At 48.5% G+C, this 19202-nt stretch carries 16 protein-coding genes; 9 read left to right on the forward strand and 7 right to left on the reverse strand.

What is annotated here, in order from left to right:
• Positions 1–60: 60 nt before the first annotated feature.
• A complete protein-coding gene (locus NNC77_RS04235; protein WP_118081201.1) occupies positions 61–1188 on the reverse strand; it encodes an AI-2E family transporter in 1128 nt (375 codons plus the stop codon).
• A 14-nt stretch (positions 1189–1202) separates the two neighbouring features.
• The gene (locus NNC77_RS04240; RefSeq protein ID WP_006847860.1) at positions 1203–1787 is read right to left on the reverse strand and encodes a thymidine kinase; all 585 of its coding nucleotides are present in this window, start codon (positions 1785–1787) and stop codon (positions 1203–1205) included.
• Positions 1788–1882: 95 nt separating this feature from the next.
• On the opposite strand from NNC77_RS04240, the gene rsmI reads away from it, so the two are divergent.
• The gene (gene rsmI / locus NNC77_RS04245; protein ID WP_254970152.1) at positions 1883–2647 is read left to right on the forward strand and encodes a 16S rRNA (cytidine(1402)-2'-O)-methyltransferase; all 765 of its coding nucleotides are present in this window, start codon (positions 1883–1885) and stop codon (positions 2645–2647) included.
• Positions 2648–2717: 70 nt separating this feature from the next.
• A complete protein-coding gene (locus NNC77_RS04250; protein ID WP_254970151.1) occupies positions 2718–3569 on the forward strand; it encodes a hypothetical protein in 852 nt (283 codons plus the stop codon).
• Here NNC77_RS04250 and NNC77_RS04255 read toward each other — a convergent pair whose 3' ends face one another.
• The gene (locus tag NNC77_RS04255) at positions 3570–4016 is read right to left on the reverse strand and encodes a nucleoside deaminase (RefSeq protein WP_117587405.1); all 447 of its coding nucleotides are present in this window, start codon (positions 4014–4016) and stop codon (positions 3570–3572) included.
• 103 nt (positions 4017–4119) lie between these two features.
• On the opposite strand from NNC77_RS04255, the gene NNC77_RS04260 reads away from it, so the two are divergent.
• The 3 genes from NNC77_RS04260 (at position 4120) to pyrH (ending at position 6060) form a co-directional block, all read left to right on the forward strand.
• Complete coding sequence (locus NNC77_RS04260) at positions 4120–4497, forward strand: YraN family protein (RefSeq protein WP_254970150.1); 378 nt, start codon at positions 4120–4122, stop codon at positions 4495–4497.
• Positions 4498–4531: 34 nt separating this feature from the next.
• A complete protein-coding gene (locus tag NNC77_RS04265; RefSeq protein ID WP_254970149.1) occupies positions 4532–5272 on the forward strand; it encodes a biotin--[acetyl-CoA-carboxylase] ligase in 741 nt (246 codons plus the stop codon).
• A 77-nt stretch (positions 5273–5349) separates the two neighbouring features.
• A complete protein-coding gene (pyrH, locus tag NNC77_RS04270; protein ID WP_118086156.1) occupies positions 5350–6060 on the forward strand; it encodes a UMP kinase in 711 nt (236 codons plus the stop codon).
• Positions 6061–6173: 113 nt separating this feature from the next.
• Here pyrH and pssA read toward each other — a convergent pair whose 3' ends face one another.
• The gene (gene pssA / locus NNC77_RS04275) at positions 6174–6905 is read right to left on the reverse strand and encodes a CDP-diacylglycerol--serine O-phosphatidyltransferase (RefSeq protein WP_119238358.1); all 732 of its coding nucleotides are present in this window, start codon (positions 6903–6905) and stop codon (positions 6174–6176) included.
• A gap of 71 nt (positions 6906–6976) precedes the next feature.
• Entirely contained in the window at positions 6977–7669 is a 693-nt protein-coding gene (locus NNC77_RS04280) for a phosphatidylserine decarboxylase family protein (protein ID WP_117727847.1), read from the reverse strand.
• Positions 7670–7834: 165 nt separating this feature from the next.
• Between NNC77_RS04280 and dnaE the strand changes: the two genes are divergently transcribed.
• Entirely contained in the window at positions 7835–11545 is a 3711-nt protein-coding gene (dnaE, locus tag NNC77_RS04285; RefSeq protein ID WP_117693972.1) for a DNA polymerase III subunit alpha, read from the forward strand.
• Between the two features lie 37 nt (positions 11546–11582).
• The gene (gene trxA, locus NNC77_RS04290) at positions 11583–11897 is read left to right on the forward strand and encodes a thioredoxin (RefSeq protein ID WP_217326923.1); all 315 of its coding nucleotides are present in this window, start codon (positions 11583–11585) and stop codon (positions 11895–11897) included.
• 93 nt (positions 11898–11990) lie between these two features.
• On the opposite strand, the gene tsaE is transcribed toward trxA, so the two are convergent.
• Together tsaE and NNC77_RS04300 are read right to left on the reverse strand one after the other, a co-directional pair.
• Positions 11991–12401, reverse strand: coding sequence for a tRNA (adenosine(37)-N6)-threonylcarbamoyltransferase complex ATPase subunit type 1 TsaE (gene tsaE / locus NNC77_RS04295; protein WP_022122095.1), 411 nt, complete (start codon positions 12399–12401; stop codon positions 11991–11993).
• 50 nt (positions 12402–12451) lie between these two features.
• A complete protein-coding gene (locus NNC77_RS04300) occupies positions 12452–14005 on the reverse strand; it encodes a bifunctional response regulator/alkaline phosphatase family protein (protein WP_022122094.1) in 1554 nt (517 codons plus the stop codon).
• Between the two features lie 192 nt (positions 14006–14197).
• On the opposite strand from NNC77_RS04300, the gene NNC77_RS04305 reads away from it, so the two are divergent.
• Complete coding sequence (locus NNC77_RS04305) at positions 14198–17572, forward strand: SusC/RagA family TonB-linked outer membrane protein (RefSeq protein ID WP_153113101.1); 3375 nt, start codon at positions 14198–14200, stop codon at positions 17570–17572.
• 24 nt (positions 17573–17596) lie between these two features.
• The gene (locus NNC77_RS04310; protein ID WP_254970148.1) at positions 17597–19129 is read left to right on the forward strand and encodes a RagB/SusD family nutrient uptake outer membrane protein; all 1533 of its coding nucleotides are present in this window, start codon (positions 17597–17599) and stop codon (positions 19127–19129) included.
• The last annotated feature ends 73 nt before the right edge of the window (positions 19130–19202 follow it).

The raw sequence follows: 19202 nt of genomic DNA on the forward strand, positions 1-19202 counted from the left end.
TCAAAAGCGAGTGCAAAGGTACGGCAAAAATCTGAAATAACCAAATATTTTGCCATATTTTTACTGATTTTCTTCATTTTTATCCGAAATCGGGACATTTTTGCCCATTTCTTCATGATATTGCGGCTTCTCCTTCGTTACATACCGCTGCCAGTAGGCTATGATGAGCGTTGTGAGCGGAAGGGCTACTATCAATCCCAGGAAGCCCAGAAGTGCACCCCAAACCGAGAGACTCAAGAGGAGAATGGCTGGGTTCAATCCCATCGCCTTACCCATAATCTTCGGGGTAACTACCATGTCGGTGATGACCTGCACCACACAGAACACCAGAACAGCCAGACCGAATACCAGCCAGAAGTTCTGACCTGTGTCGGCAGCTTTCAGCATGGCAAGGAATGCCGTAGGGATGAGGGCGAAGGTATGGAGATATGGAACCAGGTCCATGATGCCGATGAGAATGCCCAGACCTATCGCCATCGGGAAACCGATGATGGTAAAACCGATGCAGAACATGATGCCCATACAGAGCGCTACCAGTCCCTGACCACGGATATAGTTGTTGAGCTCGCGCTCCACATCCTTCATCAGCGCACTCCAGAACGGACGGTTCTTCTTAGGGAAGATTCTCACCCAGTTGGCTGTCAGCGTCTCATAATCGAGCAGGATGAAGAACATATATAATAAGGTAATCATCGATGCCACGATACTCATCAGTACCGTTGCCGTCTGGCTGACTACCGAGAAGACCTTAGGCATGGTGGTCTTGATGGCATCGCTGAAGTCCTTGCTTTTCAGAAAATGCTCTATCTGTTCCTGGTTAGCCTGCAGCCAGTCTTTGATCAGCGCCGTCAGGTTGTTGGTATGAGTCGTCTGATGTAGCCATCGTGTCAACACCTCACCGAGTTTGTCAAACTGGTCAATCATCGGAGGGATGATGAGCCACAGCACGCCTCCTATAACAGCGATAGCCGTTCCCATGGCGATGAGGATAGACAGCGCACGTATTCTGACGTGGAGTTTGTTTTCGATAAACTTCACGACCGGATAGAGCAGGTAAGCGAAAAACCATGCAATGAAGAATGGCAGCAGTACACTGCTCAGATAGTTGGTCATGTAGAGCACGGCCAGTACGATGAGGGTAACACCCGCCCATCTTATAAATTTATCAAATGTAATCTCCTTTCCCATAACTGTTCCTTTTGTTATAATTTTTCGTTAAGAATCGCCTTCTGGTAGCATTCTCTGCAGAGTGGCTCGTATTCATCTTTCTCGCCCAGAAGCACCCGTTTGTCGTTATTGACCAACCGGTGGCTCACATAGGCAACCGAACCGCACTTTACGCAGATGGCATGAACCTTGGTCACCTCGTCGGCGATGGCACAGAGAGCAGGAATCGGACCGAAGGGAACTCCCTTGAAGTCCATATCCAGTCCTGCCACGATGACTCTCACGCCACGGTTGGCGAGTTCGTTGCATACCTCCACGAGCCCATTGTCCAGGAACTGGGCTTCATCGATACCCACCACGTCGATATCAGAAGCCAATAGCAGTATCGATCCAGAGGACTCAATAGGAGTAGACCGGATAGAGTTCTGGTCATGGCTCACTACATCTTCCTCGGAGTAACGAGTGTCAAGCGCCGGCTTAAAGATTTCCACCTTCTGCTTGGCGAACTTCGCACGCTTCATTCTTCGGATCAATTCCTCTGTTTTTCCGGAGAACATCGATCCGCACACCACTTCAATTCTTCCGGGACGGTGCGCCTCCCCAATTAGATTTTCTGTCATTTCGGGGGCAAAATTAATAATAAGGTTTTAAAAAATGCAAAGAAACGCGTTTTTTTTTTGCTATGAAAGATTAATTAACTACATTTGCGGTCAGTATGGGCACATTATACATCGTTCCGACTCCAGTTGGTAACATGGAGGACATGACAATGCGAGCCATTCGCATACTGAAAGAAGCGGATTTGGTACTCGCTGAGGACACTCGAACATCGAGTGTTCTGCTGAAGCATTTCGATATAAAAAATCGATTAGTGGCTCACCATAAGTTTAACGAACATGGCACATCTTCTGCCATCGTAGAGCGACTGAAGGGTGGCGAAACCATCGCCTTGATCAGCGATGCCGGAACACCGGGTATCAGCGATCCTGGTTTTTACCTCGCCCGCGAGGCAGCCAAGGCAGGCATTACGGTGCAGACTTTGCCTGGACCTACGGCATGCATACCGGCCATCGTTTCATCGGGTTTGCCATGCGACCGTTTCTGCTTCGAAGGATTCATTCCGCAGAAAAAGGGCAGACAGACCTATCTTGAATCATTGAAGGATGAGGTGCGCACCATGATTTTCTATGAGTCGCCTTATCGTGTGGTGAAAACCTTGCAGCAGTTTGCTGAGGTTTTCGGGGATGACAGACAGGTGAGCTGTTGTCGTGAAATATCCAAACTCCACGAGGAGAGTGTGAGGGGTACGCTTGCTGAGGTTATCGCTCATTTTGAGGAGACAGAACCAAGGGGCGAATTTGTCATCGTATTGGCAGGAAAAGATCCTAAACAGCTCAAGGAGGAGATGAAGGAAAAGAAGCGTGAAGAGCGCCGGCAGAAGAAAACCGGGGCTCGCAGGGATGAAGAAAGTAATGAATAAAGTATAGGAAGCGACGCGTTATACGCGAAAAGATAATTTTTTAAATCAAACATTAAAAAGGAAAATGATTATGAAAAAGCTATTATTTGCGGCATGTTTAGCTGCTTTTTGCTTGACCAGTTGCAACAACGGCAAGAACAACACCCAGGATTTGGCAAATCAGCAGAATGATTCGCTAAACAGTATCATCGCTCAGAAAGATAGCGAAATTAACGATATGATGGGTACATTGAATGAAATCCAGGATGGTCTGAACCAGATCAGTGAGGCTGAGCACAGAGTAACTCTCCTGAAGAACGGTGAGGGTGCCAGCAAGCGACAGCAGCTCAAGGAGGATGTTCAGTTCATCGCTACCCGTATGCAGCAGAACCGCGAACTCCTGGCTAAACTGCAGAAGCAGATGGCTAACAGCTCTTTGCAGGCTGACCAGTTGAAGAAGACCATCGCAAACCTTCAGGAGCAGATTGCACAGAAGGATAAGGAACTCCAGGTGCTTCGCGAGGAGTTGGATAAGAAGGATATTCATATTGCAGCGCTCGACGAGACTATCAACAATCTGAATACCAAGACCTCTCGTCTTACTACTGAAAGCAGCCAGAAGACAGAGACAATCAATGCACAGGACAAGCAGCTCAACACTGCCTGGTACGTATTCGGTACCAAGAAGGAGTTGAAGGAGCAGCATATCATGGAAAAGGGTAAGGTAATGACCGGTAATTTCAACAAGAGTTATTTCACCAAGGTTGATATCCGCAACATTTCTGAAATCAAGTTGATGTCAAAGTCGGCTAAGTTGCTCACTACCCACCCATCAAGCTCTTATGCATTGGTACGTGATGCCAACAAGCAGTATACTCTCCGCATCACCAATCCACAGATTTTCTGGAGCACCAGCAAGTATCTTGTAGTGCTCGTTAAGTAATTATCTCTTTCTCTGAAAGAAATCCTGCATGAGTGCGCGGCACTCATCTTCCAATACGCCCGATGTAACTGTCGTCTTAGGATGCAGTGCATCGGGCGCATATTTTGTATACCCCCTTTTCTCGTCGCTGGCACCATATACCACGCGACTGATCTGTGCCCATCCCAGCGCTCCGGCGCACATCACGCAGGGTTCTACCGTAACGTAGAGGGTACAGTCTTTCAGGTATTTTCCTCCCAGCATGTTGGCTCCCGAAGTGATGGCCTGCATTTCGGCATGGGCCGTAACATCGGTCAGCATCTCCGTAAGATTGTGGGCACGCGATATGATCCGGTCTTTACAAACGATGATGGCGCCTACCGGAATCTCGTCTTCATCGAATGCCGCCTGAGCCTCCATCAGGGCACGGCGCATGTATGCTTCGTCTTTATTCTTAATATCTTCCATTGTTTTTCGTGCAAAATTACATAAAAAAGTTTGAAGTGTGGACTTTTTTTGTTATTTTTGCAAGGTAAAAGCATCTTTTGATGCAAAATAAAGGAAATAGACTATGGCAGAGCATAATGAATTAGGCAAATGGGGAGAAGACGAGGCTACGCTCTATCTCGAGAATGAAGGCTATGTCGTCATCGACAGAGACTGGAAAGCCGGCAAGCGGGATCTGGATATCCTTGCCATTTCGCCGGATGGTAAGACGCTGGTTGTGGTAGAGGTCAAGACCCGTTCGGGTGAAGAATACCAGCAGCCCGAGGAAGCCGTAGATGTCAGGAAGATGCGTAATCTGGCAATAGCCGCCAATACTTACGTCAAGGAACAGAAGGTGGAAAAAGAACTTCGCTTTGATATTGTTACCGTGGTAGGGGTAGGGCATCAGGTGAAACGCATCGAGCATCTTGTGGATGCCTTCAACCCGTTGCTGATTGGATAACCCGTTGTGATTCGCTATACATTATTATATAGACATGGAAAAGAAGATTATACGATTAAAGGAAGTGGATTCCACGAATACCTTCCTGAAGAATTTGGATACTTATGATGAAGATGCGCTGACCATTGCCATTGCCGACTATCAGACAGCAGGCAGGGGACAGGGCGTGCATACCTGGGAGAGTGAGCCGGGCAAGAACCTCCTCTTCAGTATGATGATGTGTCCTAAGTGGGTACCTTTGCGCCAGCAGTTCCTCCTTTCCGAGGCTGGTGCACTCGCCGTGAAGGATGCTCTTGATTCCTATACGGACGGCATTACGCTGAAATGGCCAAATGATGTGTACTGGTATGACAAGAAAATCAGTGGCACGCTGATAGAGACCGTCATCGACTCCAAGGGCATCAAGCGCTGCATCTTCGGTATCGGCATTGATGTCAATCAGACTGAGTTCCACAGCGATGCGCCCAACCCTGTATCTCTGGCTCAGATTCTGGGGCATGAGGTGGATAGGGAAGAGGTGCTGCAGAAGGTGATTGAGGCTTTCTGCAGATACTACGAACTTCTGCGTCGTGCCGATTATATGGATGTGTCGGGACTCTATCATCTTTCGCTCTACCGTCGCAAGGGTTACCATTGGTATGAGGATAAGGACGGTAAGTTCGAGGGTGCCTTCGTAGAGGTGGAGGACGATGGTCATCTCATCCTTCATGACAAGAAGGGAGTGATACGCTCGTATGCGTTCGGAGAAATCAAGTTCCTGGTTAATAGTTTATAGTTAATAGTTAATAGTTAATAGTTTATAGGAGGCTACGCCCTATAAACTGTTAACTGTAAATTGTAAATTAAAATAAAATGGCAAAGTTTAAAAGAATTCTTTTGAAATTGAGCGGCGAGAGTCTGATGGGCAAGCAGAGCTTCGGCATCGACCCAGAGCGCCTGAGTGATTATGCTAAGCAGATAAAGGAGGTCCATGAGATGGGCGTTCAGATAGGCATTGTGATTGGTGGTGGTAACATCTTCCGCGGTTTGAGCGGAAGCCAGAAGGGTTTCGACCGTGTCAAGGGTGACCAGATGGGTATGTGTGCTACCGTTATCAATTCCCTGGCATTGAGCAGCGCGCTCGGAGCCTTGGGCGTTAAGAACAAGGTGCTTACTGCCATCCGCATGGAGCCTATCGGCGAATTCTACACCAAGTGGAAGGCGATTGAGGCGATGGAGGCAGGCTATATCTGCATCTTCTCTGCAGGTACAGGTAGTCCATACTTCACTACCGATACCGGTTCTTCTCTCCGCGGTATCGAAATCGAGGCTGACGTGATGCTCAAGGGTACCCGTGTAGACGGTATTTATACCGCCGACCCAGAGAAGGATTCTACAGCTACCAAGTTCAAGGACATTACCTATGATGAGATTTATACCAAGGGCTTGAAGGTAATGGATTTGACAGCTACCACCATGTGTAAGGAAAACAACCTTCCTATCTACGTGTTCAATATGGATGTTGTAGGTAACCTCAAGAAGGTGATGGATGGTGAAGAGATCGGTACGCTCGTACACAACTAATCATCTCTCTCAACAGGAAGAAAAAAGCAAATGCGACTGGATTCACATCTAGCCGCATTTTTCAGTTAATAATCTACATAAATACCTAAATATCCCAATAAAGGGGATTTCTTCTATTTCGTCTTCTTCAGATAAATAATCGCCGAGATGATGACGTATGCCACGATGACAAGCCACCAGCCGGTGAGGAAACCGGTCAGACCATCGAGTGCTACCGAAGTAGCGAGGATGATGATGGTGAGCGCGGCAAAGCCATATTTCACCTCATTGCCCTTGAAACCCCACTGCTTGAACTTCAAGGCGAAAAGAGGCATTTCGCAAACCAGCAGATAGCTGGTGATGAGAATCAGAGCCAGAATGATGAATACCGACCATGAATATCCTTCGAGCCAGCTTGGATTGAACACAATCAGCGAACCCCAGAACAGGGCGTTGGCTGGTGTAGGAACACCGATGAAAGAGGTAGTCTGGCGCTCATCAAGATTAAACTTAGCCAGTCGCAATGCCGAGAAGGCTGCGATGATGAAGGCTGCGTAAGGCAGCCATGGGCGCAAAGGCTCCAGAAAACCCGGATATTCCATCACAAAGAGTTGTGAGAATACGATGGTGGCAGGAGCCACACCGAAGGTTACGTCATCTGCCAGCGAATCGAGCTCCTTGCCTATTGGCGATGAAACGTGCAGCAGGCGGGCGCTCATGCCGTCAAAGAAGTCGAATACGGCTCCGATGATAATCCATAACAATGCCATCTTTGGGTTTCCGCCGAAGGCAAACGATGTTGCGATGCAGCCCGAAACCAGGTTGCAGCAGGTTATCGTGTTTGGAATATGTTTCTTGATACTCATTTCTTTCCAGTATATTATGATAGAGTGAAAGCCGGAAGTAAGTTCCGGCTTGCCCTCTATCTGTCAATATGTTATTTCAATTTAGCGATGATGGTCTGGTCGCCAGTAGTTGACTGTCCCATCTTTACGCATACTTCTGTACCTACAGGCAGGTAGACATCCACGCGTGAACCCAGCTTGATGAATCCCAGGTGCTCGTCGATGAAGCATTCTTCCCCTTCCTTGGCATAGGTTACGATGCGGCGTGCCACTGCACCGGCAATCTGTCGGCAGAGTACATCCACTCCCTCAGGTGTGGTAATCATCACGTCGGCATGCTCGTTTTCCTCGCTAGCCTTAGGCAGCCATGCCTTGTGGTAGTTGCCGTCCACATGCTTCACGAATTTCACCTTACCATCCACCGGGAACCAGTTGGCATGAACATTCCAGAGGCTCATGAAGATGGAAATCATCAGGCGGCGGTCACCGAAGTAGGGAGCATTCTCCACCTCTTCTATTACCACAATCTTTCCGTCGGCTGGTGCTACTACCAGTTTCGAAGTATCCTCTACGTTGAGGTATCTGATAGGACAACGGTAGAAGTTGAGCACGATACCATATACCGTACCGAACACAACAACAAAAGCCCAGAACGGAATCTTGTTGTCTAAGGTTGTCCACAATATAGCCGCAATGGCTACCAATGCTATCGCTCCGGTTACCAGCTGATCGGTACCTTCGCGGTGCAATCTTATCTTCTTTAATTTCTTTATTTTCTGTCCCATATACTAGGATTAAGTTTTTATTGGTGCAAAGGTACGTCATTTTTATCACTTTTGCAAATTTTTTGTGGGTTTCTTTTACCTTTTTCAATATTTTCGCATATTTCTTTTGGCTTTTTCAATATTTCGCCGTAACTTTGTTGTCAAAATTCGAATTTTAAACAGATAATGGAAGATTTTGTTCATTTGCATGTACACACCCAATACTCCATCCTCGACGGCCAGTCGAAGATACCGCATCTGGTAGATAAGGCCATCAAGGACGGCATGAAGGGTATGGCGGTAACCGACCACGGTGTGATGTTCGGCATCAAGGAACTCACCGACTATTGCGGCAAGATTAATAAAGACCGCAAGAAGGAGGGACTCGAACCTTTCAAGCCTATCATAGGCTGCGAGATGTATGTGGCACGCCGAACCAAAGCCGACCGAGAGAAGGATAAGGGCGATATGAGCGGTTATCACCTCATTGTACTTGCCAAGAATTATAATGGATACAAGAACCTCATCAAGCTGGTGAGCAATTCGTGGGTGGATGGTTACTACATGCGCCCACGAACCGACCGTGCCGATCTGGAGAAGTATCACGAAGACCTCATCGTCTGTTCGGCATGTATTGCAGGCGAGGTGCCATCCAAGATTCTGCATGGTGACCTGGAAGGAGCCCGTGAGGCTTGCCAGTGGTACCACAACCTCTTTGGCGATGATTACTATCTCGAGCTCCAGCGCCATAAAGTACCCGATGACCCGAGTCTGCTTGCCAATCGCGAGGCTTACGAGTTGCAGCAGCGTGCCAACAAGGAACTCATCAAGATGGCAAGGGAGTTTAACATCAAACTGGTGTGCACCAACGACTGCCACTTCGAGGATAAGGAGACTGCCGAGGCCCACGACCATCTGCTCTGTATCGCTACCGGCAAGGATCTCGACGACCCTAACCGTATGCGCTATTCCAAGCAGGAATGGTTCAAGACCCGCCAGGAGATGAACGATGTGTTCTCGGATATTCCCGAAGCGCTTTCCAATACCCTCGAAGTATTGGATAAGGTGGAGATTTACAGCATCGACCATGGTCCTATCATGCCTTTCTTCCCGATTCCGGAGAGTTTCGGTACCGAGGAGCAGTTGCGACAGAAGGTATCAGAAGAAGACCTCTACAAGGAGTTTACCTCTGATGAGAACGGCAAGAACCCGCTGCCACCAGAGGAAGGTCAGAAGGTAATCGACCGATTGGGCGGTTACGATAAGATATACCGTATCAAGTTTGAGGCAGAATATCTGCGCCACCTTGCCTACGAGGGAGCCAAAAAGCTTTATGGCGACCCGCTGCCCGAGAATGTAGACGAGCATGTAAACTTCGAGCTCCACGTGATGAAGACCATGGGTTTCCCGGGCTACTTCCTCATCGTGTCAGACTTCATCAGGGCGGCGCGCGAGGAACTCGGCGTGATGGTGGGCCCGGGACGTGGATCTGCGGCAGGTTCGGTGGTGGCTTACTGCTTGGGCATTACCAAGATTGACCCATTGAAGTATGACCTCCTGTTTGAGCGTTTCCTGAACCCAGACCGTGTGAACCTTCCGGATATTGATACCGACTTTGATGACGACGGCCGAGGCAAGGTGCTGAGATGGGTAATGGATAAGTACGGTCATGAGAACTGTGCCCATATCATTACTTACGGTTCCATGGCGACGAAGAACTCCATCAAGGATGTGGCGCGTGTAGAGAAGTTGCCGTTGGATAAGGCGAATGCACTCTGCAAGGCTATCCCAGACCGTTTGCCTGACGGTGCCAAGATGAACCTGACCAATGCCATCAAATATACCCCAGAGCTGCGCGAGGCAGAGTTCTCCAACGATCCCCGCGAGAGCAATACCATCAAGTATGCCAAGATGCTCGAGGGAACCATCCGAGGCACGGGTATCCATGCCTGCGGATTCATCATCTGCCGCGACCCTATCAGCAACTGGGTGCCTGTATCTACTGCCGATGACCCTGATTTCCCGGGACTGAAGACGGCGGTAACGCAGTACGACGGCCATGTCATCGAGACCACCGGTCTGATTAAGATGGACTTCCTGGGCTTGAAGACCCTCTCCGAGATGAAGGAGGCATGCAAGGTTATCAAGCAGACTACGGGCGATGTCGTTGACCTCGATACCATCCCTATCGATGACGAACTGACCTATCAGCTCTATCAGCGCGGTCAGACCATCGGAACCTTCCAGTTCGAGTCGCCGGGTATGCAGAAGTATCTCCGTGAGCTGAAACCTACGGTATTCGAGGACCTCATCGCCATGAACGCCCTCTACCGTCCGGGACCTATGGATTATATCCCTGACTTCATTGCCCGCAAGAACGGCAAACAGGCGATTACCTACGATATCCCGTGTATGGAGAAGTATCTGAAGGATACCTACGGCATCACGGTCTATCAGGAGCAGGTGATGCTTCTTTCCCGTCAGCTTGCCAGCTTCACCCGAGGCGAGTCAGATGCGCTGCGTAAGGCGATGGGTAAGAAGAAAAAGGCTATCGTAGATGCGATGAAGCCTAAGTTTATCAAGCAGGGACAGGAGAACGGCCACGACCCGAAGGTGCTGGAGAAGATATGGGGCGACTGGGAGAAGTTTGCTTCCTACGCCTTCAACAAGTCTCATGCCACCTGTTATTCATGGGTAGCTTACCAGACTGCCTATCTCAAGGCGCACTATCCTGCCGAATATATGGCGGCGCTGATGACCCGACGCTTTGCACAGATTACCGAAATCACCAAGCTGATGGAGGAGTGCCAGTCGATGGGCATCAAGACCTTGGGTCCGGATGTGAACGAGAGTTACCGCGTGTTCGGTGTGAACGAGCATGGAGAGATACGTTTCGGTCTTTCAGCCATCAAGGGTATGGGTGCTCCGGCAGCCGATGCCATCGTGGCAGAGCGACTGAAGAACGGACCTTATAAGAGCATCTTCGATTTTGCCGAGCGTGTAGATTACTCCAGCGTGAACCGCAAGGCTTTCGAAACCTTGGCGCTGAGTGGCGGTTTCGACAGTTTCGGCATCCGTCGCGAGCAGTTCTTCGGCAAGAACAACAAGGGCGAAACCTTCCTCGATACGCTGGTGCGCTACGGTCAGCTCTTCCAGCAGGAACAGCACGAGGCTGCCAACTCACTCTTTGGCGGTACCGAGGCGATAGAGATAGCTACGCCGCCTATTCCTGATGCAGAGAGCTGGAGCACCATCGAACGTCTGAACCGTGAGCGCGAGCTTGTGGGCATCTATCTTTCTGCCCATCCGCTCGATGAGTACAGCATCATCCTCAACTCCCTCTGCAATACCCATTGCTCTGAACTGGGCGACAAGCAGGAGCTGGCAAAGAAGGAGGATGTGGTGCTGGGCGGTATCATTACGGGTGTGAAGTCGAAGTTTACCAAGACGGGCAAGCCGTGCGGTTTCGTTACGCTCGAAGACTTTGAGGGCTCAGGCGAGCTGGCTCTCTTTGGCGAGGACTGGGGCAAGTGGCGCGGTATCATGGTTGAAGGCAGCACCATCTACATTACCGCCAAGTGCGTTTCCCGTTACGGCAATGCCAACTATCTCGATTTCCAGATAGGCAATGTAGAGTATCTGCAGACGGTCAAGGAGAACCGCATCGACCGCTTCACCATCAATGTGGAGAGCGATGCGATAGATGAAACGATGGTCAGCGACCTGCAGACCATTCTGGAGAATGACGAGGGCAAGGCGCAGCTCTTTTTCCAAATACATGATGTTGACAGCAATACCTATCTGCTGATGCGTGCCCGTGAGCATACGGTAGGCGTGGGCCATGCCCTCATCCAGTATATCGAGCAGCATCCTAAGATGAGCTATCAGATTAATTAGAGATAATTTTAGTTTTAATATATAAAAGTATAGAAAAATGGAAGTAACAATTACAACCGAGAATTTCGAGAGCTACAAGAATGGCGAACTGCCATTGGTAGTAGATTTGTGGGCAACATGGTGCGGTCCTTGCCGCCAGATTGCTCCTATCGTATCAGAACTTGCTGAGGAGTTTGACGGCAAGGTGGTAGTAGGCAAGTGTGATGTAGAGGAGAACGACGACATCGCTATGGAGTTTGGTGTTCGTAATATCCCTACCATCCTCTTCTTCAAGGGTGGCCAGCTGGTAGACAAGTTTGTTGGCGCAGCCTCTAAGGCAACCCTCACCGAGAAGTTCCAGGCTCTCCTGTAATCAGCCCGGATAGAAAATGATAAAAGCATCTGGCTTGAGAAAACATGTTCTCAGCCAGATGCTTTTTTTGTTCTTTTTCCTGCTGTTGGTGACTTACCATTCTACGCTTCTTGTTCCGTCTTCTTCTACGGTGATAGTCACTTTGGTGCAGTCTTCCGGCAGCAGTTCTTCTATCAGTTCCGGCCACTCCAGGAAACAGAGGTTGCCGCTGTAGAAATAATCTTCGTAGCCCATGTCGTATACCTCATCGAGCTTCTTGATGCGGTAGAAATCGAAGTGGTAGACAGGTGAGCCGTCGCCCGCTGTATATTCGTTTACGAGGGCGAAGGTAGGAGATGTGATGACATCTTCTACGCCCAGTTCTTCGCAAATGGCTTTTACAAATGTTGTCTTTCCGGCTCCCATCTTGCCATAGAAGGCAAAGACCTTGCCGTCGCCCATGTTCTGCAGAAATTCCTTGGCTGCTTCATGGATCGTGTCTAATGAGTCAATTTTTATCTTCATATATGTTTTCTATAAACTGTTAACTATCAACTATTAACTATTAACTGACATTATCTTTTTCTAGGTGTCAGCGTGATGAGCGGTATGAGCATTTCCTCCATCGAGATGCCGCCGTGCTGGAAGGTATCCTTGTAGTATTGCACATAATAGTTGTAATTATTCGGATAGGCGAAGAAACTGTCGCCCGTGGCAAATACATACGAGGTACTCAGGTTAGGTGCCGGCAACTGGGCACGCTGAGGCTCCTTGATGGTGAAAACTTCCTTGCTCTGGTAAGCCAGATTCTTGCCCAGCTTGTAGCGCAGGTTGGTGTTCGTATTGCGGTCGCCTACAATCTTGATTGGTTTCGATGCCCTGATGCTGCCGTGGTCGGTGGTGAGCACTACCTGGTAATCGCTCTGCGAAAGGAGCTTGAAGAGCTCGGAGAGAACCGAATGGCGGAGCCAGCTCTGCGTGATGCTGCGGTAGGCACTCTCGTTGTTGGCAAGCTCGCGCACCATCTTAGATTCGGTACGCGCGTGAGAGAGCATGTCGATGAAGTTAATCACCAGCACGTTCAGGTCGTTGTTCCGGCATTCGTTGTAATGCTCCAGGAAGCGGTCGGCACCCTGCGAATCGTTCACCTTATGATAACTGAAGGTATAGTGCTTTCTGAATCGCTCTATCTGGGTCTGTATCAGCGGCGCCTCGTTGAGGTTCTTGCCTTCCTCCTCGTCCTCATCTACCCAGAGGTCAGGGAACATTTCGGCTATCTTGTTCGGCATCAGACCGCTGAAGATGGCGTTGCGCGCATATTGCGTGGCGGTAGGAAGGATGCTCATGTAGAGCTGCTCGTCGATGTCGAACAGGTCGCCGATGTCTTCTGCCAGCATGCGCCACTGGTCATAGCGGAAGTTATCTATCACAATCAGGAACACCTTCTTGCCCTCATCGAGCAGCGGGAATATCTTGCGCTTGAAGATGTCGGGACTCATCAGATGTCGGTCTCTGTTGTCGGGACTCACCCAGTCGAGATAGTTCTTGGCTATGTATTTGGCGAAACCCTGGTTAGCCTCTTCCTTCTGCATGCCCAGCATCTCTGCCATCGGGCTTGCCGTATCGCTCAGCTTCAGTTCCCAGCTTACCAGTCGCCTGTAAATCTCCATCCAGTCTTCCGCCGTTCTGCATTCCATCATCTGCATGGCTATCTGCTGGTAGTCCTGCTGGTATCCGCTCTGTGTCACCTCCGCCACGATGTCTTTGCGGTGGATGTTTTTCTTGAGCGAGAGCAGAATCTGGTTCGGGTTTACGGGTTTGATCAGATAGTCGGCTATCTTTGAACCGATTGCCTGGTCCATGATGTTTTCTTCTTCGCTCTTGGTGCACATCACTACCGGTGTGGCAGGCTGGATGTCCTTGATGCGTAGCAGGGTTTCCAGTCCGCTGAGTCCCGGCATCATCTCATCGAGCAGGATGAGATCGAAGGTCTGCTGGCGGCAAAGTTCAATGGCATCAGGGCCGTTGCTTACCGTCTGCACCTCGTATCCTTTCTTTTCCAGAAAGATGATGTGTGCCTTGAGAAGTTCTATCTCGTCGTCTATCCAAAGTAATAAACCGTTGCTCATATTTTATATCCTTTTTCTTTTCGGGGTGCTAAAGTACAAAGAAAAATGGAATGAGGAACACGACTTCATGTTAAAGAGAGTTAATGATGAAGATTCTTTGGTACTTTTTATGAAAACGTTTGTATTACCTTGTGACAAAACCTAAAAACATAGGTTATTTGAAACTTATTTGTATAACTAAACGTAAGCATTATGATCAGACGCAATTACTTGAAAAGTTTGATGATCTTCATCCTGACGTGCCTTCCTCTCTTGGGAGTATCGGCGCAGCAGAAAGTAACAGTCAATGTTGTGAATGCCTCCTTGAAGCAGGTGTTCAGTACAATCGAAAACCAGACATCTTACAGGTTTTCTTACAAGAGTGATATCATTGACCATCGCAAGGATATCACCATCAGGAAGAGTGGCGTTCCTGTAACAGCTGTACTTGATGCAGCCTTGAAAGGACGCAACTTGAAATACTCTGTGGTTTCGCAGAATTCTATCGTTGTTTCTGAGAAGCATGCAAAGGTTGCCGCTCCTCAGCAGAACAACAAGCGCAAGATGCAGGGTGTAGTGAAGGACGACAACGGTGAGCCTGTCATTGGTGCTACTGTTTCTGTTGTTGGTACCGATGAACTCGCAGTAACCGATATTGACGGCCGATTCACCATCAATGCAGCCAAGGGCGCTAAGGTGAAGGTTTCTTATCTCGGTTTCGTAGACCGCGAGGTGAAGGCTTCAGAAAACATGAACATCGCCATGAGCGAGGACACACAGGCGCTGAGCGAAGTGGTTGTAGTAGGTTACGGTACCATGAAGCGCAGCGATATGACCGGTGCCCTCTCTTCTGTAGATACCAAGGAGATGGCTAAGCGCACCACTACCAACCCAGCAGAGGCTTTGCAGGGTAAGGTAGCCGGTGTGAACATCCTGAAAAGTGGTGGTAACGCCGGTGCCGGTGTGAGCATCAAGATTCGTGGTATCAAGACATTCGGTGATAACGAACCTCTTTATATCGTGGACGGTTTCCCAGGCGATATCAACAGCATAAACCCTCAGGACATCGAGTCTATGGAGATTCTGAAGGATGGTGCTGCCGCTGCCATCTACGGTTCTGTAGCTGCCAACGGTGTGGTTCTGATTACAACCAAGAACGGTAAGAAGGGCGATGTAAAGGTGGATTTCAGTACCTATTTGAGCTTCACTCACGTTGCTAAGGACCTCGATATGCTTGATGCTGATGGCTATAAGGCTGTACATAAGATGATGTATGAGAACTATAAGACCCAGTATGGTGAATATCCTGGTGCCGGCTTACCTGCCTATATTACCCATGAAACTGGTGTGAATACCGATTGGCAGGATGCTATCCAGCGCAACGGATTGGCACAGAACTATATGGTCAGCCTCCGCGGAGGTGGTGATAAGGCACAGTATTCTGTATCTTACAACCATGCCGACGAGAAGGGTATCTTTATCGGCAACGAGCATCGTCATGATATCGCACGTATGAAACTCCATGCAACCAAGGGCATCATAGATCTGGATGCCAATATGGATTTCAAATATACCAACAGCCGTCAGCCTCAGTATTCTCTCAAGGAAACTTATATGATTTCTCCTCTCGTACCTATTTATAATGAGAATGAGAAGTATGGTTTCGGTTTGACTAACTTTGATGGTCTGCCAAACAACCGTAACGTTGTTGCAGATAACTACTATAAGAACGAAGTAGATAAGAAGTATCATACTTCTGCCAATGTAGCATTAACCTTCAAGTTCTTCCCTTGGCTCAACTTCAAGACCAGCTATGGTTATCGTGGTGAGCATGAGATAGATTCTTATCATGCACCTGATTATATAGCAGATACTAAGAGTCCTAACAATTATCCGAATAGCAGTGAGACCCGTGCCTACTGGGAAGAGCAGGTGTTCGAGAATGTGCTCTCCTTCAACAAGGAAATCAAGAAGCACAGCATCAATGCCATGCTCGGTACTTCGCTCACCAGCCGCAAGTATAACTGGAGTTCGGTAGGCGTAGAAGGTAAGACCATCGTCTATAAGGTAGAAAACGGACAGCTGCAGCAGAGTGAGAAGGCTGCAGGATTTCTGGATTCCAGCTTTGCTACCATCGGTGCCGGAGCAGGTGGTACCTTCAGTGGTGACGGTTCCTGCTGGAAGTATAACCGTGCTTCTTTCTTCGGCCGTTTGAACTATAATTTCAACGACCGCTATCTCTTCCAGTTCACCTTCCGTGAGGATGGATCTTCTAAGTTCGGTGCAGATAGCCGTTGGGGTTTCTTCCCATCTGTTGCTGTAGGTTGGAGAATCAGCGAGGAGCCTTTCTTCCCTAAGAATACCGTAATCAGCAACTTGAAGTTCCGTGCCAGCTGGGGACAACTCGGTAACGAGAATGCTTTGGGCTACTATGATTTCCTGGCGCTCATTTCTACATACAATGACCTCTATCAGGGTTATGTTCAGGGTTCTGGCTCTTCTGCATGGCCAGGCAGTATTGCCCGTGGATTGGAAAACCGCTCTTTGAAATGGGAAACTACTGATACCAAGAACATCGGTTTCGATTTCGGCTTCTTCAATAACCATCTGAGTGGTAATGTAAACTATTATATCAACGAGACACGCGACCTGCTGATTACCCGTAAGCTGGCTCCATCTGCCGGTCTTGCCAACCCAACGCTGAACGTAGGTAAGATGCGCAACCAGGGTTTTGAGCTGGAGTTGAACTGGAACGACAAGGTAAGTGATTTCGAGTATAATGTAGGCTTCAACCTCAGTACGGTATCTAATAAGGTGGTTTCTCTTGCTAATGAAGATCAGACCATTTACGGTATGGGTTTGAAGTATGGCTCAGAGCACTTCCCTACCCAGACCAAGGTAGGCAAGCCAATCGGTGCTTTCTACCTCTATCAGGCAGACGGTATCTTCCAGAATATGGATGAGGTAAATGCTTATAAAAACAAGGATGGCAAACTCCTTCAGCCAAATGCTCAGCCTGGTGATGTACGTTTCAAGGATATGAATGGTGATGGTGTGATTGACGAGGATGATAAGACCTATTCTGGTACAGGTATCGCTAAGGTTGAGGCTAACCTTAACTTGAGCGCCAGTTACAAGGGTTTCGACTTCTCAGCAGTCATCGGTAGTGCATTCGGCAACAAGATTTACAATGGTATCCGCTACTACTATGAGGGAATGAACTCAGCTTCCAACTTCCTCAGCAGCACTCTGGATGCCTGGACTCCTACCCATACCAATACCAGCGTACCACGTGCCATCTATGGTGACCCTAACGACAATACTCGCGAGTCAACCCGCTTCCTGGAGAATGGAGATTTCGTACGCTTGCGTCAGGTGCAGTTGGGTTATACCTTGCCAACATCGCTGGTTAAGAAGATTTATTGCGACCGCATCCGTTTCTACGTGAGTGCAGAAAATGTGTTTACCATTACAGGTTATTCTGGTGCCAACCCAGAATTCTCTATGGGCGTATTGAATAGTGGTATCGACCGCTTTACCTATCCGTTCTCTCGCTCTTACACAGTAGGTGCACAGGTATCATTCTAGTATTAACATAAAAAGGAAAATCTTATGAAAGCATTAAAATATATAGCAGGCATTTGCCTTGCTCTGTCACTCACATCATGTGATGACTATTTGACGCAGACTTCGCCAGATAAACTGACTTCCGATTCTTACTGGCGTGATAAAGCAGACGTAGAGTCGGCAATGTCATCAGCTTATTCCCAACTGTATTTTGCAGAATATTCCGGAGACCAATGGGACTTCTCTGAGGTGAAATGGCCAGTGGAGGCTTATCGTCAGGATGACGTAGATTTGGGTAAGGATGTACAGAACTATCCAAACTGGGTGCAGCTACGTAACTTCAGCTACAACAACGGAAACTCTCAGTTCTCTATCTACTGGAAGAGTTACTATCGCGGAATCAGTTTCTGTAACCAGATTATTGATAAGGTGGCTACCATGAGTGAAGGTCAGCTTGCTGCAGCAGACAGAAAGCAGCTCCTGGCTGAGGCTCATTTCCTTCGTGGCTTCTATCATATGCAACTCTTGCTCAACTGGGAGAAAATCATTATCCGTGATACATATATCACTTCTACCAGCCAGTTGGATAAGGCTCTTTCTGACCGTCCTGAGACTTGGCAGTTTATCGTAGATGAACTGAAAGCCGGTACGGAGATGAGTAACTCTCGCAGCAATGAAGAAGTGGGACGTGTTACCTCAGGCACAGCTTATGCCTACTTAGGCTATGCTTATCTTACGATGGCTTCTGAGCAGGCTGATAAGAAAGCAGAATATCTGAATGCTGCTGTAGAGGCATTCAATAATGTAAAGGGATATAGTCTGGAAAGCAATTATGCCAGCATGTTTAATGGTACAAACAAAAACTGTAAGGAGAGTCTTTTCGAGGTGCAGTTCTCTCTGAGTAGTGCCAATGGTGCCAACTATGCTACCCAGCTGCATCGCTGGATAGGTACAGAGGAGTTTGAAGGATGGGATGAGATTACCCCTTCAGAGACCTTGATGAACGAGTTTAAGAAGGAAGGTAAACTGAACAATGGCTTGTATGATGCCCGTCTTTATGCTTCAGTCTTCTTCCAGGATCCTTACTTTAACGATGGAACCGGAAAGGTATATGGTTACGACTGGGATGCTTGGGTCAAGAGGAATCCGGAGGTAGAAGAGGCTTATGACCGTCCTTCTTTCCGCAAGTTCATGCCTGCAACCTATGAAGCCCTGGCACAGTCAACTACCGATGTGAACATTCCTCTGATGCGTTATGCCAACGTTCTTCTGATGAAGGCTGAGGCTCTCAATGATTTGGGACGTACAGGAGAGGCTATTCCGCTGATCAATGAGGTGAGAAGAGTTCACGGCAATATGCCAGCCATGACCGGTACAACACAGGCTGAGGTTCAGGCTCAGATTGAGCACGAGCGTATGATTGAGTTCCCATTGGAGAACTTGCGCTGGTATGACCTGCGCCGCTGGGGCAAGACTGCTGAGGCGCTGACTGCTGTCGGCCGTACAGGCTTCGACAAGAGCAAGCTGTTCTACCCAACTCCTCTGACAGAGTTGAACTCAAACAGTCTGGCTAAGTAATAGGGGCGAGTAACCATTGAAGATTACTTATAAATATCATCAGGATTCTCGGTCTATTAAGCAATAATACGAC

This window comes from Segatella copri (assembly GCF_024330485.1).
Classification (GTDB): domain Bacteria; phylum Bacteroidota; class Bacteroidia; order Bacteroidales; family Bacteroidaceae; genus Prevotella; species Prevotella copri_L.

Coding starts and splice junctions, on each gene's coding strand:
- NNC77_RS04235 (WP_118081201.1), bottom strand. CDS start 1,188: ATGGGAAAGGAGATTACATTTGATAAATTTATAAGATGGGCGGGTGTT.
- NNC77_RS04240 (WP_006847860.1), bottom strand. CDS start 1,787: ATGACAGAAAATCTAATTGGGGAGGCGCACCGTCCCGGAAGAATTGAA.
- rsmI (WP_254970152.1), top strand. CDS start 1,883: ATGGGCACATTATACATCGTTCCGACTCCAGTTGGTAACATGGAGGAC.
- NNC77_RS04250 (WP_254970151.1), top strand. CDS start 2,718: ATGAAAAAGCTATTATTTGCGGCATGTTTAGCTGCTTTTTGCTTGACC.
- NNC77_RS04255 (WP_117587405.1), bottom strand. CDS start 4,016: ATGGAAGATATTAAGAATAAAGACGAAGCATACATGCGCCGTGCCCTG.
- NNC77_RS04260 (WP_254970150.1), top strand. CDS start 4,120: ATGGCAGAGCATAATGAATTAGGCAAATGGGGAGAAGACGAGGCTACG.
- NNC77_RS04265 (WP_254970149.1), top strand. CDS start 4,532: ATGGAAAAGAAGATTATACGATTAAAGGAAGTGGATTCCACGAATACC.
- pyrH (WP_118086156.1), top strand. CDS start 5,350: ATGGCAAAGTTTAAAAGAATTCTTTTGAAATTGAGCGGCGAGAGTCTG.
- pssA (WP_119238358.1), bottom strand. CDS start 6,905: ATGAGTATCAAGAAACATATTCCAAACACGATAACCTGCTGCAACCTG.
- NNC77_RS04280 (WP_117727847.1), bottom strand. CDS start 7,669: ATGGGACAGAAAATAAAGAAATTAAAGAAGATAAGATTGCACCGCGAA.
- dnaE (WP_117693972.1), top strand. CDS start 7,835: ATGGAAGATTTTGTTCATTTGCATGTACACACCCAATACTCCATCCTC.
- trxA (WP_217326923.1), top strand. CDS start 11,583: ATGGAAGTAACAATTACAACCGAGAATTTCGAGAGCTACAAGAATGGC.
- tsaE (WP_022122095.1), bottom strand. CDS start 12,401: ATGAAGATAAAAATTGACTCATTAGACACGATCCATGAAGCAGCCAAG.
- NNC77_RS04300 (WP_022122094.1), bottom strand. CDS start 14,005: ATGAGCAACGGTTTATTACTTTGGATAGACGACGAGATAGAACTTCTC.
- NNC77_RS04305 (WP_153113101.1), top strand. CDS start 14,198: ATGATCAGACGCAATTACTTGAAAAGTTTGATGATCTTCATCCTGACG.
- NNC77_RS04310 (WP_254970148.1), top strand. CDS start 17,597: ATGAAAGCATTAAAATATATAGCAGGCATTTGCCTTGCTCTGTCACTC.